Here is a 13,995-nt window from a genome sequence, read left to right on the forward strand (position 1 = left end):
CGTGCGCCTATCGCGCATTCCTATCAACTATTCCGCAACGCAACCATGGGGTTGATCCGCGAAGCGCGCCGGGCCGGCAGATATCCAGCCAATGCAGCCACGGCTCCCAGCAAAAGAATCATCCCTGCGAAGGTTGGCGGATCATTAGGATTGGTGCTGAACAGCAGCGACGAGATTAAATTCGCCACCAGCATCGACGCGAAGATCCCAACCCCAATGCCAATCGCAGCCAGTTGCAGCGTCTTTGTGATCACGGATATTTGCACCTTTCCAGCCGACGCACCCAACGCCATCCGAATCCCAATCTCCTGCGTCCGGCGCGTCACCGAGTACGAGATCACTCCGTAGATTCCGAGCGAAGCCAGAAGCAATCCCAATCCCGCGAACGCACCAACCAGCATCACAAAGAATCGCCGCGGCGAGACTGCGCGGTCGACGATGCCCTGTATCGGCCTGAACTCAACCGCTGGCTGATTCGGGTTCAACTCCCGCAGTGTCTGCAGCACGCTCCCCGCCAACTGAGCTGGCGGCAACTTCGTCCGCACCACAAGTTCCGCACCCTCAGGACCCCACTCGTCGCGCATCGTCGGCAGATACATCTGTTCGCCCGAAGTTCCCTCAACATTGGTCTCATGAACATCCGCGACGACTCCAATCACATGCACCTCATGGCCATTGATCAGCACAACCTTCCCCACAGCGTCCTCTCCGGGAGAGACAAACTTCGCTGCCTTCTCATTCAGGATCACCGTGCTCTCGCCCTTCATGTTGTCCTGCCAGGTAAAGTCGCGCCCGCGCAGACGCATTCCCATTGCAGTCACATATCCCGGCGAAACAATATAGACAAATGCACCCGGAACCTCGCCGTTCCTATACGTCTTTCCCTTGGCCTGAGGCCCGCCCCACCCACGATTGCGCTCCAGCGGCAGATTGTCCGAGATGCCCGCTGCCTCTACTCCCGGAAGCGCGCTGACCCGTCGAATGGCTTCTTCAAAGATCGCGTTTCTCTTGTCCGTGCTTCCGCCGTCGTTATAGTCCATCTTGATCGCAGCCGCATGCGACGGTTGAAAGCCGAGATCGACATCAAGCACACGCAGAAAGCTCCGCAGCAACAGCCCCGCGCCCACCAGCAGCACGCAAGCCAGCGCCACCTCGGAGATCACCAGCGCCGACCGCAGCCTCTCGTGGTTCCTGCCGGCACTGACTCCCTGCCCCGTGTCCTTCAATGCCTCCTGCAAGTTGCCGCTCGACATCTTCAGCCCCGGCAACAGCCCAAACAGAACCGCAGCCCCAACGCTGATCCCCACCGTCCACAACAGCGCTGCGCCATCCACCTTCACCTCGTTCAGCAGCGGCAGCGCAAGCGATCCCTGATGCGCGATATACGAGGTGATCGCATACGCCAGGCCAAGCCCAACCGCAGCTCCCATCCCGGACAGCACCAGGCTCTCCGTTAATAGCTGTCGCACCAGCCGTCCGCGCCCCGCACCCAGAGCGCTGCGCAGCGCGAACTCCTTGCTCCGCGACGCCGCCCGGGCCAGCAACAGGTTCGAAAGATTCACACAGACGATCAATAGAATCACGCCTACGGCACACCACAGCGTAATCAGAGACCGCCGTAACTTGCCGCTTACATATTGCTTCAGCTCAATCGGTCTCGCTGTATAGTTCCCAGCCGAATCCGGATACTTCTTGCTCCAGTAAAACTTGGGAAACAGCGTCCTTGCCTCGTCTTGCGACTGCGCGAGCGTCACGTTCGGCTTCAATCTCCCAATTAGCGCCAGCGTATTTCCTTCGTTGCGAATATCGTCGAGGACCGTCGGCTCGAAGACATCCACCTTCGAGCCCGGCGCAAACGCCGCGCCAAAATCGAATGTGGCAGGCAGCACCCCTATGACCGTCGTCGGCGTTCCATTCAGCGTGATCGACCTACCGACAATGCCGCGGTCTCCGCCGAACTGCCGCTGCCAGTAGGCGTGCGACAGCAGCACCACGGCACGCCCTCCCTTCACCGTCTCATCTTTGGTGAAAGAACGGCCCAGCTCGGGTTCCACACCCAGCACATGAAAGAAGTTCCCTATCACTCCTATGCCGGTAAGTGGTGTCGGCTCTCCGCTGCCCTTCAGCCTGAGATTGTCGGGGGTCGAAAACGCATAGTAGCCGGTCACATCCTCGAACGAGCGATTCATCGTCAACAGATCGTCATAGGCGTCCGCAGAGTACGTCGAGGCGGACAAGCCATTGGCGTCAGGCGGCGCAATCCATACCAGCTTCTGCGGATCATGAAACGGCAAAGGTCGCAGCAGGATCGTATTCACCACGCTGAAGACGGCGATATTCGCTCCAATGCCCAGCGCCAGAATTGCGACTGCCACCAGGGTGAACATATAGTCGCGCCGCAGCGTTCGCAAGCTGTAGCGAAGGTCCTGCAGAGCGATGTCGAGCCACGGCATTCCACGCGCCGCCCGCTGTTGCTCCTTCGCCTGCTCCATGCCGCCAAACTGAACCAGTGCCTGCCGTCGCGCCTCACTGGGAGAGAGCCCACGCTTCAGGTTCTCCTCCACCGCCAGCTCCAGATGACTCTGCATCTCCGCATCCAGATCAAGGTCCAGCGGGCGCTTATGAAAGAAAGAGCCAAGCCGCTGAAAACCCTGTCGTAGCAAATCCCTCATCGAGCTCTTCATTGCTGGCCTCCGTTCTCGCCCATCGCCAGCACCCGGCCCATCACGCTCGACAGCCTCTGCCAATAGACCGTGTCCTCGGCCATCTGCTTCAGCCCGCGCTTCGTGATCGAGTAGAACTTCGCCTTGCGGTTGTTCTCCGACGTTCCCCACTCCGCCGAGATCCATCCGCGATGCTGCAACCGCACCAGCGACGCATAGATCGTTCCCTGATTCAGCAGCACCTCATCGCCGCTCACCTGCTCGATGCGCCGCGCGATACCGTACCCATGCATCTCGCCCATGGCAGACAATGTCTGCAAAACCATCAGGTCCAACGTCCCCTGCAACAAATCGAGCTTCGAATCTCCCACGATCTTCCTCCTGTGGCGCAGCCACATAAGTCTGCCATAACTGATGTGGTTACGCCACAGGAAAAGAAAAGTTCTGCATCTCACGAAAAATCCAGCCTTTCCACCCTCCAAATCGCCAACCCTGTTCAAAATCACCCTCGATCTCGTACACTTAACGGCGAAGACCATGTCCAGCGCAGCCAGCAAAAGTCCGATCAAGATCATCATTGCCGCGGTCATCATCATCGCCACGATGGGGTACCTCGCCTACACCGGCGTGCAGGACAACAAGAGCTACTACGTCACCATCGGCGAGCTGCAGGCCATGGGCAATAAAGCCTACGTCCGCCATCTCCGCGTCGCAGGCAACGTAGCTCCGGGCAGCATTCATCGCAGCGGAACCTACGTCGACTTCTCTCTGCTCGAACAGAACCGCACCCTCAAGGTCAGCTATAAAGGCGTCGAGCCTCCGCCCGACACCTTCAAGGACGATGCTCAGGCACTCGCCGTAGGCACCTATGGCAAAGACGGAGTCTTCCACGCGACGCAGCTTCAGGCCAAATGCGCCTCCAAGTACGCTCCGGCCAAACCAGCCACTCCCACAGCCACAGCGACCGCACTGCCCGCCGACTTCAAAAAATAAATGGAGAAGTCAGCCCAGCCTTCCAACGGCTCACCCAGCAGCACCGCCGCCGAACTCGAATCCGTCTCTAAGATCTACGGCACCTTCGCCGCTCTCCGCAACGTCTCCGCCAGCTTTGAATCGGGTACCTGCACCGTCATCGTAGGCGAAAACGGAGCAGGAAAATCCACCCTGCTGCGCGTCCTCGCCGGGCTCATCACTCCCACCCGTGGCACCGCCCGCGTCTTCTCCGAATCTCCGCATAGCCAGCGCCGCCGCATGGCCTATATGAGTCACTCCACCATGCTCTACGACGAGCTGACGGCGATGGAGAACCTCAACTACTTCGCCTCCCTGCACCGCGAGGGCGGCTGCGCCTGCGTCGGCAGCCCCGAGATGGCCCTCCGCGCCGTCGGCCTCGACCCCAATCTCACCCGCCCCGTCGGCCAATACTCGCAAGGCATGCGCCAGCGCGCCTCGCTCGCCCGTGTCCTTCAGACCGACCCCGAGATCCTCCTCCTCGACGAGCCCTTCTCGAACCTCGACGTAGCCTCCGCACACCACATGGTCGAGTTGCTCGCCGACTTCCGTACCTGGCCAGTCGTCGGCGGCGGCAAACGCACCATCCTGCTCACCACCCATCAAGCCCATCTCGCCGAACCCATCGCCGACACCACCCTCAACATGCGCGGCGGCCAAATCGTCCAGCCGGAGGCCGCCACCAAGTGAAGCCGCCAGCCAAAGCCAGCACAAAGACCAACGCCGCCCGCCTGCTCGACGGCCTCAATATCTCTTACGAGCTGCGCGCCTACGAGGTCGATCCCGAAGACCTCACCGCCATCTCGGTCGCCCGCAAGATCGGCCTTCCCCCCGAGCAAGTCTTCAAAACCCTCCTCGCACACACCAACGATGGCGAGCATCTCTTCGCCGTCATCCCCGGCGACGCCGAACTCGACCTCAAAAAATTAGCCCACGCCGCCAACGCAAAGAAAGCCGAGCTGGCCTCGCTCAAAGAAGTCGAGCCCCTCACTGGCTATATCCGCGGCGGAGTCACCGTCATGGCCGCCCGCAAACCCTTCCCCGCCTACGCCGACGAGACCATCGAGCTGCACGACCTCATCTCCATCTCTGCCGGGCAGCGCGGCCTGCAAATCCTGCTCTCTCCTGCCGACTACCTCCGCGCCACCGACGCCACCCTGGCCGACCTCACCAAATGAAATACATCGGCCACATCCTCGCCCATCTCCGCAAAGACCTCCGCATCGAGTGGCGCTCCCGCGACTCCATCAACGGAATGCTCTTCTTCTCGCTGCTCGTCGTTGTGGTCTTCTCACTCGCCTTCGATCCCACCGCCGCCGTCTCCCGCCAGATCTCTGGCGGCATCCTCTGGGTCGCGCTGCTGTTCGCCACCGTCACCGCGCTCAACCAGGCCTGGACCCGCGAGCAGAACCATCAGGTCCTCGAAGCTCAGCGCATGGCCCCGGCTCCGGCGTCCGCGCTCTTCCTCGGCAAGGCCATCGCCAACATGCTCTTCGTCCTCGTCGTCGAAGCCATCCTGGCGCCTGTCTTCATCATCTTCTATAACCTGCACGTCCTCGGCAACGCGTGGCTGCTCGCGTTGATTCTCCCCCTCGGCACCTGGGCGCTGGTGGTCAACGGAACCTTCTTCGCCGTGCTCGGCCTGCGCACCCGCAACCGCGAACTCCTCTTACCCCTGCTGCTGCTGCCGATCTCGCTGCCTGCTCTCCTCGGCATGGTCGAGGCCACCACCGGAGTCCTCACCGCCCAACTCGATCCCCTCGAGATCAATACCTGGATCACCCAGCTTGCCGGATACGACCTCGTCTTCACCATCGTCTGCGTCCTGCTCTTTGAGACCGTTCTCAACGCCGAGTAGGGCTTTCGCGGTAAAATTACCCGCATAGTGTCCCGACCCGCCATTCTCCGCACAGTTGCCTGGCTCTGGTTTCTCGCCAGCATCGTCGTCCTCGTCATCGGCTTCCGCGAGGCAATCTTCCTTGTGCCCACCGACGCGGCCCAGGGCGACGCTGGACGTATCTTCTACTACCACGTCCCCAGCTCGATGCTGAGCTTGATCTTCCCCTACATCAACTTCCTGGCCTCGCTGGCCTACCTCTACTGGCGCCGCCGCGATCCGCTCAAGGCCCTCACCTCGGACGCCCTCGCCCTCACCGCAGCCGAAGTAACCGTCGTCTACGCCAGCATCTGCCTGATCACCGGCAGCATCTGGGGCCGGGCAACCTGGGGCATCTGGTGGACGTGGGATCCGCGCCTCACCAGCATGTTGTTGCTCTGGCTGCTCTACGTCAGCTACCTGATGCTGCGGCGCTTCTCCTCCGCTGGACAGAGCCAGACCCTCGCTGCGGTCCTCTCCGTTTTCGCCGCGGTGGACGTTCCTATTGTCTATATGTCGATCCGCTGGTGGCGTACGCAGCACCCCGCCCCTGTCTTTGGCGGCGGTCCTGACTCCGGGCTCGATCCATCGATGATGCCCGCCTTTGTCTGGAACATCGCCGGTTGGGCCATGTGGGGCATCTTTATCATGTGCTTCCGTTTCGCCCTCGAGCGCCGCCGCCAACTGGCCGAGCAGGAAGCCGCACTCAGCGCCATCGAAGCCTCTCTGGAGACCGCCCAATGACCTGGAGCACCTTCTTCAACCTGAGCACCATCGAGCACAGGCATCTTCTCGCGGCCTACGCCACAGTCCTGATCATTCAGGGCGGATACTTTCTTCTGGTTTTGCGGGCGTGGCTGCGGACGAAAGATCCGCGCAAATAAAAAGCAACGAAGCTACAAGAATTGCAGCTTCGTTGTCCGAGAAGAATTACAGATGACGCGGAATTCGCTCAAAGCGGATTTCCGCCTCTTCCCCTCCTAAACACCACCACTCAAAAAAGGTTTCGAAAAAAGTCGGTGCGTTCATCCGCCTAATTCACTTGCATAGAACAAGTGAATTAGCTATCGTCTCAACCGTGCCAGAAAAGTCAAAATCAAAGCCACGCTCCGGCTGCCCGGTCAGCATTGCGCTCGAAAAGTTCGGAGACCGATGGTCTTTGTTGATCATCCGCGACCTGATGGTGCGTGGGTACAAGACCTTTAAGGAGTTTCAGGAGTCCGGCGAAGGCATCTCGACCAACATCCTTGCCGATCGCCTGCAAAAGCTCGAGGCCGGTAAGATCATTCTCCGTGAGCCGGAGGAGACCGACGGAAGAAAGATCAACTATCGCCTCACCGAAAGAGGAATCGATCTGGCGCCCGTGCTTCTGGAACTGCTTCTTTGGAGCGCAAAGCACGAGCAGACCGGCGCTCCGTGCGAGCTGATGGCGCAGATGGCGAGCAACCGCGAAGCCGTTCTCGCCGAGACCCATCGCCGCTGGAAGGACCGCGACCCCAACCCATTGCTTCCCCCTTTTAGCAGCAAATCCAGCAGTCATTAAAAGATGGAGGACAGTACATGCAAGCAGAGACACAGACAGCATCAGGTAAGCCACTCTGGACCGGCCGCATCCTCAGCATCCTCGCCGTCGTATTCATGCTCTTCGACGCCATCGGGCATCTTCTCAAACCTGCGCCGGTAGTCCAGGCCTTCCTTCAGCTCGGATTTCCGCTTAACCTGTCCGTCGATCTCGGCATCATCCAACTCATCTGTGTCCTCGTCTATGTCATTCCGCGAACCGCCATCTTTGGCGCGGTACTGATCACCGGCTATCTCGGCGGTGCCGTCGCCATCCATATGCGCGTCGGCAACCCCGTCTTCGAGTGCGTCTTTCCCATCCTCATCGGCATATTTTTCTGGGCTGGCCTTTTTCTCCGTGACACTCGGCTTAGCGCAATCTTTCCCATCAGCAATTAGCATCTTCGGGCCTTCATCGACAGACATCATCGAAGGGAGCAAGTCATGAGCAAGGTAAGAGTATTGGTCGGCACCCGCAAAGGAGCCTTCGTCCTCACCTCCGACGGCAAGCGCGAAAAGTGGAACATCAGCGGTCCCCACTTCGCCGGGTGGGAGATGTATCACCTCAAAGGCTCGCCCTCCGATCCCAACCGCATCTACGCCTCGCAGTCCAGCGGCTGGTTCGGCCAGGTCATCCAGCGCTCCGACGACGGCGGCCAAACCTGGTCTCCCGTCGGCAACAAGTTCGCCTACGAAGGCGTCCCCGGCACCCATCAGTGGTACGACGGCACCGCGCATCCGTGGGAGTTCAAGCGCGTCTGGCACCTCGAGCCCTCGCTCACCGATCCCGACACCGTCTACGCCGGAATCGAGGACGCCGCCATCTTCCGCTCGACCGACGGCGGCCAGAGTTGGAGCGAGCTTCCCGGCCTGCGCGAGCACGGCTCCGGCCCACGCTGGCAGCCCGGCGCGGGCGGCATGTGCCTGCACACCATCATCCTTGATCCCAGCGACCCCCAGCGCATGTATATCGCTATCTCCGCAGCAGGGGCCTTTCGCACCGACGACGGCGGCAAGACCTGGCAGCCCATCAATCAGGGACTTCACTCCGAATACATCCCCGATCCCAAGGCCGACGTCGGCCACTGCGTCCACCACATCGCCATGCACCCGGCACGTCCCAATACCTTGTTCATGCAAAAGCACTGGGACGTCATGCGCTCGGACAACGCCGGAGACCACTGGCACGAGATCAGCGGCAATCTCCCCACCGACTTCGGCTTCGCCATCGACGTCCATGCCCACGAACCCGAAACCATCTACGTCGTCCCCATCAAGTCCGACTCCGAGCACTTCCCCCTCGACGGCCAGCTTCGCGTCTACCGCAGCCGCACCGGCGGCAACGAGTGGGAGCCGCTCACCAAGGGCCTCCCGCAATCCGACTGCTACGTTAATGTCCTCCGCGACGCCATGGCCGTCGACAAGCTCGACTCCTGCGGCGTCTACTTCGGCACCACCGGCGGCCAGGTCTACGTCTCGCCCGACGCCGGAGATAGCTGGTCGCCTATCGTCCGCGATCTCCCCGCTGTGCTCTCCGTCGAGGTCCAGACCATCGCATGACGACAAATCGCATCCGCGTCGAACTGCCAGCGCATCTGCGCAACCTCGCGCAGGTGCACGGCGAAGTCACGCTTGACGTTGCCGCACCCATCACCCTCCGCTCCGTCCTCGATGCCCTCGAAGCCACCTACCCCATGCTCTCGGGAACCATCCGCGACCACACCACCTTGCAGCGCCGCCCCTTCCTGCGCTTCTTCGCCTGCGAAGAAGACCTCTCCCACCAGTCTCCAGACTCACCGTTGCCCGAAGCCATCGCCACTGCCCGCGAGCCGCTGCTCATTATAGGGGCCATCGCCGGTGGATGAAATTTACAGAAGTCTACTGACAGAATGCTGTCAGTAGACCCTGTTTAGCCTCTGACAATAAGCCAACCTTTCACCATCAAAGCAGTAAGCAAAGTCCTCATCACACACAAAAGGAGCAGTCATGAAAGAATTCAATGCCTATCTCAACTTTTCCGGAAACTGTCGTCAGGCCATGGAGTTCTACGCCAAATGCCTCGACGCCGACGTGCAGATCATGCCGTTCTCACAAGGTCCTATGGAGGTAACTCCAGAGACGAAAGATATGGTCCTTCACTCGCGCCTGTCCAAAGGCGACCAGGTCATCATGGCCTCCGACTGCCCTCCCGGCACGCCCATGACCGTGGGCAACAACGTCTCCATCTGCATTAACTGCGAGAGCCGCGATGAGGTCGACAAGTTTTTTGGCTCCCTCGGCGAAAAGGGTAATGTGATCCTGCCCGTGCAAGACATGTTCTGGGGAGCCTATTTCGGCATGCTTACCGACCAGTTCGGTATCAACTGGATGCTCAATTTCGAAACCCCGAAGGCAAGCTGACCGCATCGCAGCATCGAATTGAAATGCAACGCGGCCCTTCGAACGAAAACGAAGGGCCGCGTCGCATTAAAGTTTTTGCACCGGCCATCAGCGATCATCTCAATACGATCGAGTCACTTAGGTCAGCATGAGGGGAGGGCGACCTCTCCCGTCTTCCCCTAGTCAAAATCTTTTCCTCAGCCTGCATGTCACACTCGCTGCTCCTGTCTCGTCATGGTGGTAGTAACCCCAAAAGGAGATTGCTCATGACAGCCAAACTGAATCCGCTTACCGCTGCACCTGCACTGATGAAGCAGTGGCACACTACCTCCATCGCCATCGCCGCCAGCCTCGAGCCGAAGCTCAGCGAGCTTGTGAAGATTCGTGCCTCACAGATCAACGGCTGCGCCAACTGCCTCAATATGCATAGCGTCTTTGCGCGCGAAAACGGAGAGACCGAGCAGCGCCTCTTTCTGTTGTCGGCATGGCGCGAGGCTCCCTGCTATACCGACCGCGAGCGTGCGGCGCTCGGCTGGACCGAGGCGATGACACGGCTCTCCGAAGGTCACACGCATGAAAGCGCCTACGAAGCCCTCAAGGCCCACTTCACCGAGGAGGAGCAGGTCAAGCTCACCTTGTTGATCAACATCATCAATGGTTGGAACCGCATCGCGGTTGGCTTTGGCGTCTGGGCCGATCCGGAGATGATCAAAGCCGCCAACAAGGCGGTCGCCGCTTGATCGAGAACACGAGATTCGAGGACGCAGCGGCAGGCTTCGAGCCGCTGCGTCCAAAGCTCACGCGCGTCGCCTACCGCATGCTCGGCTCCGTGCCCGACGCCGAGGATATCGTGCAGGATGCCTTCATCCGCTGGATGAACATTGAGCGCAGCGATATCCGCGAACCCGAGGCCTTCCTCCGTCGCACGGTCACGCGCCTCTGCCTCGATCAGCTCAAATCGGCGCGTCGCCAACGCGAGACCTACATTGGCCCGTGGCTCCCTGATCCTGTCGTGGAAGAGGAAGAGGTAGAGGACGTCACCTTGCCGCTGATGCTCGCGCTCGAACGCCTCTCTCCACTGGAGCGTGCCGTATTTCTTCTGCACGACGTCTTCGGTCTCGGCTTCGAAGAGGTCTCAGCGACCATCCGCCGCGATCCTGCAGCCTGCCGCCAGCTTGCTTCACGCGCACGCGAACACGTTCGCAGCGCCCGGCCGCGTTTCCAGATAGAAAAACAACGCGGCCTTGCACTTGCCGAGGCATTTTTTACCGCATCGCGCAGCGGCGACCTCAAGACTTTGGGCGCAATGCTGGCAACCGATGTCAGCATCCATGCAGACGGCGGCGGCAAGCGTCCCGCGGCCATAAGACCGATCCTCGGGTTCGATGCCGTGATGAAGCTGTTCGAGGGCCTGGCGAACTTGTTCAAGACAACGACGTTTATTCGTGCCGCCTTCATCAACGGACTGCCCGGATTCATCACCCTCGAAGCCGATGGCGAACTCCAGACGACAGCGCTCGAGATCGAAGACGGAAAGGTCGCAGCCATCTATGTCATGCGGAATCCTGACAAGCTGAAGCATCTGCATTAGTCTGACCACTCAGTCGGCTGTCTTCGGATGGCAAAAGGTTCATCACGGCAGGACTCATCAATCCTTGTCGAGGATCCTGTCAAGTCCCACTTTGGCTTAACCTACTGAAACCAAGCAACATCCCCATTGCAAAAGAGTTCCCTCCCTCTTTCTATAATTGAAATAGAGAGAAAAAAATCAGGCAAAAACAGCAACTCCTTTGCAATCAATATTTTAGAAAATAAGTCGTTTATTTTGAATACTTTGCATAAAAAGTACAGGGGTAGGGGTACTTCCCAAACGGGCTTTTCATGCCGTCTAGTCAGGGGATCAGCATTGCTCTGCTCCGGCAAAGAGCCTCAAAAATCACTCTCATCTGCACTGTGTAAAATGGCCTCGTACAAATAAACGCAAAACTGCACAGGAGAACCACAGCAATGTCGAAGTTGACCCCAGGTAAGCTCGCCGGACTCAAATCCGTCTCCGATTCACGCGGCGTCATCGCCGCAGCGGCGATGGACCAGCGCGGCTCCCTCCAGAAGTCCCTTGCCAAAGAGCGTGGAGCCGCAGCCGACGCACACGATCTCGAAGTCTTTAAGACCCTCGTCACCGAGGTCCTCACCAAGCACGCCTCCGCAATTCTGCTAGACCCCGAGTTCGGCCTGCCCGCCTCCAAGCATCGCAATGGCAAGGGCCTCCTGCTCGCCTATGAGAAGACCGGCTATGACTCTCAGACTCCTGGCCGCCTGCCCGACCTGCTCGACCTCTGGAGTGTTCGCCGCCTCAAGGAAGCCGGAGCCGACTGCATCAAGATCCTGCTCTACTACACTCCTTTTGAGAAGTCGCACATCAACGACCACAAGCAGGCATGGATCGAGCGCATCGGCGACGAGTGCCTCGCTCACGACATCCCCTTCTTCCTCGAGTTTGTCGGCTACGATGCCAACGGCGGCGATGAGAAGTCACTCGCCTACGCCATGAAGAAGCCAGAGATCGTCTCCGGCGCCATGGCCGAGTTCGGTAAGGCCCGCTACAACGTAGACGTCCTCAAGGTCGAAGTCCCCATCGTCATGGAGTTCGTCGAAGGCACCAAGGCTTTCAAGGGCGAAAAAGCCTACACCCGTGCCGAGGCTCTCCAGCACTTCCGCGATGCTGAATCGATGACGCACAAGCCCTTCATCTATCTCTCTGCGGGCGTCTCGAATCCAGTCTTCATCGAGACCCTCGAACTTGCAGGCGAGTCCGGCACCAAGTACAACGGCGTCCTCTGCGGCCGCGCCACCTGGAAAGACGGCATCGCCATCTACGCCAAGCAGGGTGAAGATGCCTTCCGCAAGTGGCTCGAGACCACCGGCGTCGAGAACATCAACAATGTCAACAACGCCCTCAAAACCGCCAGCCCCTGGTACCTCAAGTTCGGCGCCAAGAGCCTCGCAGAGCTTGGCTAATCAGCAGCTCAAGCAAGCAGTCAAAGACCCCGACTTTGAGCCGGGGTCTTTGCTTTAATCTCGTCTCGCAGATTCACACAGAAAGGAGCGCAACCTATGACGATTCAACACACCGCAATGGAAACTATCGTCGACAAGCCTTCAGCTTGCCTTAACCTGGCTGCGCTACCCTTCCCCCAGATGAAGTGCCGACCCTCCCTGCTCCTGCCCATCCTTCTGGCATCCTGCACTGCCTTGTGCCAAACGGCAATCATTCCTGCAGGGACTCCGCTCGTCGTCCAGACCGACGATCATCTCCCCATGCGCGTCGGCCAACCCATCCGTGCTGAACTCATCTATCCCGTCTACGCCGACAACAAGCTCGTTCTTCCCGAAAAAACCGTGCTCGAAGGCACAGTCACAGCACTTCGTCCCGATCACTCTCATCGCGTCACCGCACGGCTTCGCGCAGACTTCACGCCCTTCTATATCCCTGTGGTCCGCTTCACCGCAATCCGCCTCGACGATGGAAGCGCTCTGCCTATCACCACCGAAACCGCCACTGACGGAGCGCCAATCTATCGCCTCGTTCCGCCGCCTCATCGCAAAGGCGGCTTCATCCGTCGGCAGTTCGACAACGGCGTTCAGGTCCTGCGCGATCAGCTCGCCTTCTTCACCGCTCCCGGCAAAGGCGACCGCTTTACCCAGCTTCTCTACACGCAGCTTCCCTATCATCCGCAGCGCATTCAGAAAGGGACAGCGTGGACCGTCGAGACAGCAGCTCCGCTTAGCGTTCCACCGCAATCCGCTCCGGCTCTAACGCTCACCGCCAAACCAGCCGATTCTTCCACCTGGATCGTCAACGCTTACCTCGCCGACCAGCTTAGCTCTGCATCCTCTAAATCGGGACAGGTCATTCACGCTACCGTGTCCGAGCCTATCTATAACTCCGACCACACTATTGCCGTTCCCGAAGGCGCAACCCTTGTAGGCGCTGTCACGCAGGCGAAACCAGCACGTCGCTTCGGACGCGTCGGCGTCCTGCACTTCGACTTCCGCCAGCTTGTTCTGCCCAGCGGAAAAACGCAGAATGTCCAGGCTGCCGTCACCAGCGCAGACTCATCCTCCGCTCAAAATCTCGCGATGGACTCCGAAGGCCAGGTAAAGCCAAAGCCGCAGGACAAGGTCATTGTTCCCCTGCTGCTGATTGCGCTCGCGGCCAGTCCGCTGCATCAGGACCGTGACGACGGCGATAGAGAACTCTTCCGCAAGAATGCCGGAGCCTCCAACAGCATCGGCCTCATCGGCTTCATCGTCGGAACGGCGAGCGGGTCGGCAAACATAGCTGCGGGCTTTGGAGCTTATGGTGCAGCGCTATCTCTCTACAATCGGTGGATCAAGCGAGGCGGCGAAGTGACCTTCGCCCGCAACACGCGTATCGTCGTCCAGACCACGGCTCGCCGCTCTCAGGTTCTGAAACCGAACCTTCCTGCGACCAGCCACTGATCG

General features: G+C 59.6%; 17 protein-coding genes. 15 read left to right on the forward strand and 2 right to left on the reverse strand.

Translation table 11 applies throughout. The features are described 5' to 3' along the window. Positions 1-23: 23 nt before the first annotated feature. Both IEW09_RS09280 and IEW09_RS09285 read right to left on the reverse strand, forming a co-directional pair. Complete coding sequence (locus IEW09_RS09280) at positions 24-2,684, reverse strand: ABC transporter permease (RefSeq protein WP_229739213.1); 2,661 nt, start codon at positions 2,682-2,684, stop codon at positions 24-26. Further along, on the reverse strand, positions 2,681-3,034 hold the full coding sequence (locus IEW09_RS09285; protein ID WP_188553866.1) for a PadR family transcriptional regulator: 354 nt from the start codon (positions 3,032-3,034) through the stop codon (positions 2,681-2,683). Before IEW09_RS09285 ends, IEW09_RS09280 begins: the two co-directional genes overlap by 4 nt. A gap of 166 nt (positions 3,035-3,200) precedes the next feature. Here IEW09_RS09285 and IEW09_RS09290 point away from each other — a divergent pair, with 166 nt between their 5' ends. From IEW09_RS09290 to IEW09_RS09360, 15 genes are all read left to right on the forward strand, one after another. After that, a complete protein-coding gene (locus tag IEW09_RS09290; RefSeq protein WP_188553867.1) occupies positions 3,201-3,656 on the forward strand; it encodes a cytochrome c maturation protein CcmE in 456 nt (151 codons plus the stop codon). After that, complete coding sequence (locus tag IEW09_RS09295; protein WP_188553868.1) at positions 3,657-4,364, forward strand: ABC transporter ATP-binding protein; 708 nt, start codon at positions 3,657-3,659, stop codon at positions 4,362-4,364. Continuing rightward, entirely contained in the window at positions 4,361-4,852 is a 492-nt protein-coding gene (gene ybaK / locus IEW09_RS09300; RefSeq protein WP_188553869.1) for a Cys-tRNA(Pro) deacylase, read from the forward strand. Before IEW09_RS09295 ends, ybaK begins: the two co-directional genes overlap by 4 nt. Beyond that, positions 4,849-5,532, forward strand: a complete 684-nt coding sequence (locus IEW09_RS09305; protein ID WP_188553870.1) for a heme exporter protein CcmB — start codon at positions 4,849-4,851, stop codon at positions 5,530-5,532. The genes ybaK and IEW09_RS09305 overlap by 4 nt, the downstream gene beginning before the upstream one ends. Positions 5,533-5,559: 27 nt before the next feature. Next, positions 5,560-6,294 carry a cytochrome c biogenesis protein CcsA gene (ccsA, locus tag IEW09_RS09310; RefSeq protein WP_188553871.1) on the forward strand — a complete coding sequence of 245 codons (735 nt, stop codon included), beginning with the start codon at positions 5,560-5,562 and terminating at the stop codon, positions 6,292-6,294. Beyond that, entirely contained in the window at positions 6,291-6,434 is a 144-nt protein-coding gene (locus tag IEW09_RS09315) for a hypothetical protein (protein WP_188553872.1), read from the forward strand. The genes ccsA and IEW09_RS09315 overlap by 4 nt, the downstream gene beginning before the upstream one ends. 194 nt (positions 6,435-6,628) lie before the next feature. Beyond that, on the forward strand, positions 6,629-7,093 hold the full coding sequence (locus IEW09_RS09320) for a winged helix-turn-helix transcriptional regulator (RefSeq protein WP_188553873.1): 465 nt from the start codon (positions 6,629-6,631) through the stop codon (positions 7,091-7,093). Positions 7,094-7,110: 17 nt separating this feature from the next. Further along, positions 7,111-7,509 (forward strand): DoxX family protein, encoded by a 399-nt coding sequence (locus IEW09_RS09325; protein ID WP_188553874.1) that lies wholly within the window; start codon positions 7,111-7,113, stop codon positions 7,507-7,509. 45 nt (positions 7,510-7,554) lie between these two features. Next, the gene (locus tag IEW09_RS09330) at positions 7,555-8,670 is read left to right on the forward strand and encodes a WD40/YVTN/BNR-like repeat-containing protein (RefSeq protein WP_188553875.1); all 1,116 of its coding nucleotides are present in this window, start codon (positions 7,555-7,557) and stop codon (positions 8,668-8,670) included. After that, complete coding sequence (locus tag IEW09_RS09335; protein WP_188553876.1) at positions 8,667-8,975, forward strand: MoaD/ThiS family protein; 309 nt, start codon at positions 8,667-8,669, stop codon at positions 8,973-8,975. The genes IEW09_RS09330 and IEW09_RS09335 overlap by 4 nt, the downstream gene beginning before the upstream one ends. A 121-nt stretch (positions 8,976-9,096) precedes the next feature. Beyond that, entirely contained in the window at positions 9,097-9,510 is a 414-nt protein-coding gene (locus IEW09_RS09340; RefSeq protein WP_188553877.1) for a VOC family protein, read from the forward strand. 245 nt (positions 9,511-9,755) lie between these two features. Beyond that, the gene (locus IEW09_RS09345) at positions 9,756-10,229 is read left to right on the forward strand and encodes a carboxymuconolactone decarboxylase family protein (RefSeq protein WP_188553878.1); all 474 of its coding nucleotides are present in this window, start codon (positions 9,756-9,758) and stop codon (positions 10,227-10,229) included. After that, positions 10,226-11,080 carry a sigma-70 family RNA polymerase sigma factor gene (locus tag IEW09_RS09350; RefSeq protein ID WP_229739214.1) on the forward strand — a complete coding sequence of 285 codons (855 nt, stop codon included), beginning with the start codon at positions 10,226-10,228 and terminating at the stop codon, positions 11,078-11,080. The genes IEW09_RS09345 and IEW09_RS09350 overlap by 4 nt, the downstream gene beginning before the upstream one ends. 416 nt (positions 11,081-11,496) lie before the next feature. Further along, a complete protein-coding gene (locus IEW09_RS09355) occupies positions 11,497-12,507 on the forward strand; it encodes a tagatose 1,6-diphosphate aldolase (protein WP_188553879.1) in 1,011 nt (336 codons plus the stop codon). Between the two features lie 96 nt (positions 12,508-12,603). Beyond that, on the forward strand, positions 12,604-13,992 hold the full coding sequence (locus IEW09_RS09360) for a TraB/TrbI/VirB10 family type IV secretion system protein (protein WP_188553880.1): 1,389 nt from the start codon (positions 12,604-12,606) through the stop codon (positions 13,990-13,992). Positions 13,993-13,995: the final 3 nt, after the last annotated feature.

The sequence above is a fragment of the Edaphobacter dinghuensis genome (assembly GCF_014640335.1).
In the GTDB taxonomy this organism is placed as follows: Bacteria; Acidobacteriota; Terriglobia; order Terriglobales; family Acidobacteriaceae; genus Edaphobacter; species Edaphobacter dinghuensis.

Excerpts from the sequence above, each read along its gene's own strand:
- IEW09_RS09280 (WP_229739213.1), bottom strand. The coding sequence starts at position 2,684 with ATGAAGAGCTCGATGAGGGATTTGCTACGACAGGGTTTTCAGCGGCTT.
- IEW09_RS09290 (WP_188553867.1), top strand. The coding sequence starts at position 3,201 with ATGTCCAGCGCAGCCAGCAAAAGTCCGATCAAGATCATCATTGCCGCG.
- IEW09_RS09295 (WP_188553868.1), top strand. The coding sequence starts at position 3,657 with ATGGAGAAGTCAGCCCAGCCTTCCAACGGCTCACCCAGCAGCACCGCC.
- IEW09_RS09305 (WP_188553870.1), top strand. The coding sequence starts at position 4,849 with ATGAAATACATCGGCCACATCCTCGCCCATCTCCGCAAAGACCTCCGC.
- IEW09_RS09315 (WP_188553872.1), top strand. The coding sequence starts at position 6,291 with ATGACCTGGAGCACCTTCTTCAACCTGAGCACCATCGAGCACAGGCAT.
- IEW09_RS09325 (WP_188553874.1), top strand. The coding sequence starts at position 7,111 with ATGCAAGCAGAGACACAGACAGCATCAGGTAAGCCACTCTGGACCGGC.
- IEW09_RS09330 (WP_188553875.1), top strand. The coding sequence starts at position 7,555 with ATGAGCAAGGTAAGAGTATTGGTCGGCACCCGCAAAGGAGCCTTCGTC.
- IEW09_RS09335 (WP_188553876.1), top strand. The coding sequence starts at position 8,667 with ATGACGACAAATCGCATCCGCGTCGAACTGCCAGCGCATCTGCGCAAC.
- IEW09_RS09340 (WP_188553877.1), top strand. The coding sequence starts at position 9,097 with ATGAAAGAATTCAATGCCTATCTCAACTTTTCCGGAAACTGTCGTCAG.
- IEW09_RS09345 (WP_188553878.1), top strand. The coding sequence starts at position 9,756 with ATGACAGCCAAACTGAATCCGCTTACCGCTGCACCTGCACTGATGAAG.
- IEW09_RS09355 (WP_188553879.1), top strand. The coding sequence starts at position 11,497 with ATGTCGAAGTTGACCCCAGGTAAGCTCGCCGGACTCAAATCCGTCTCC.
- IEW09_RS09360 (WP_188553880.1), top strand. The coding sequence starts at position 12,604 with ATGACGATTCAACACACCGCAATGGAAACTATCGTCGACAAGCCTTCA.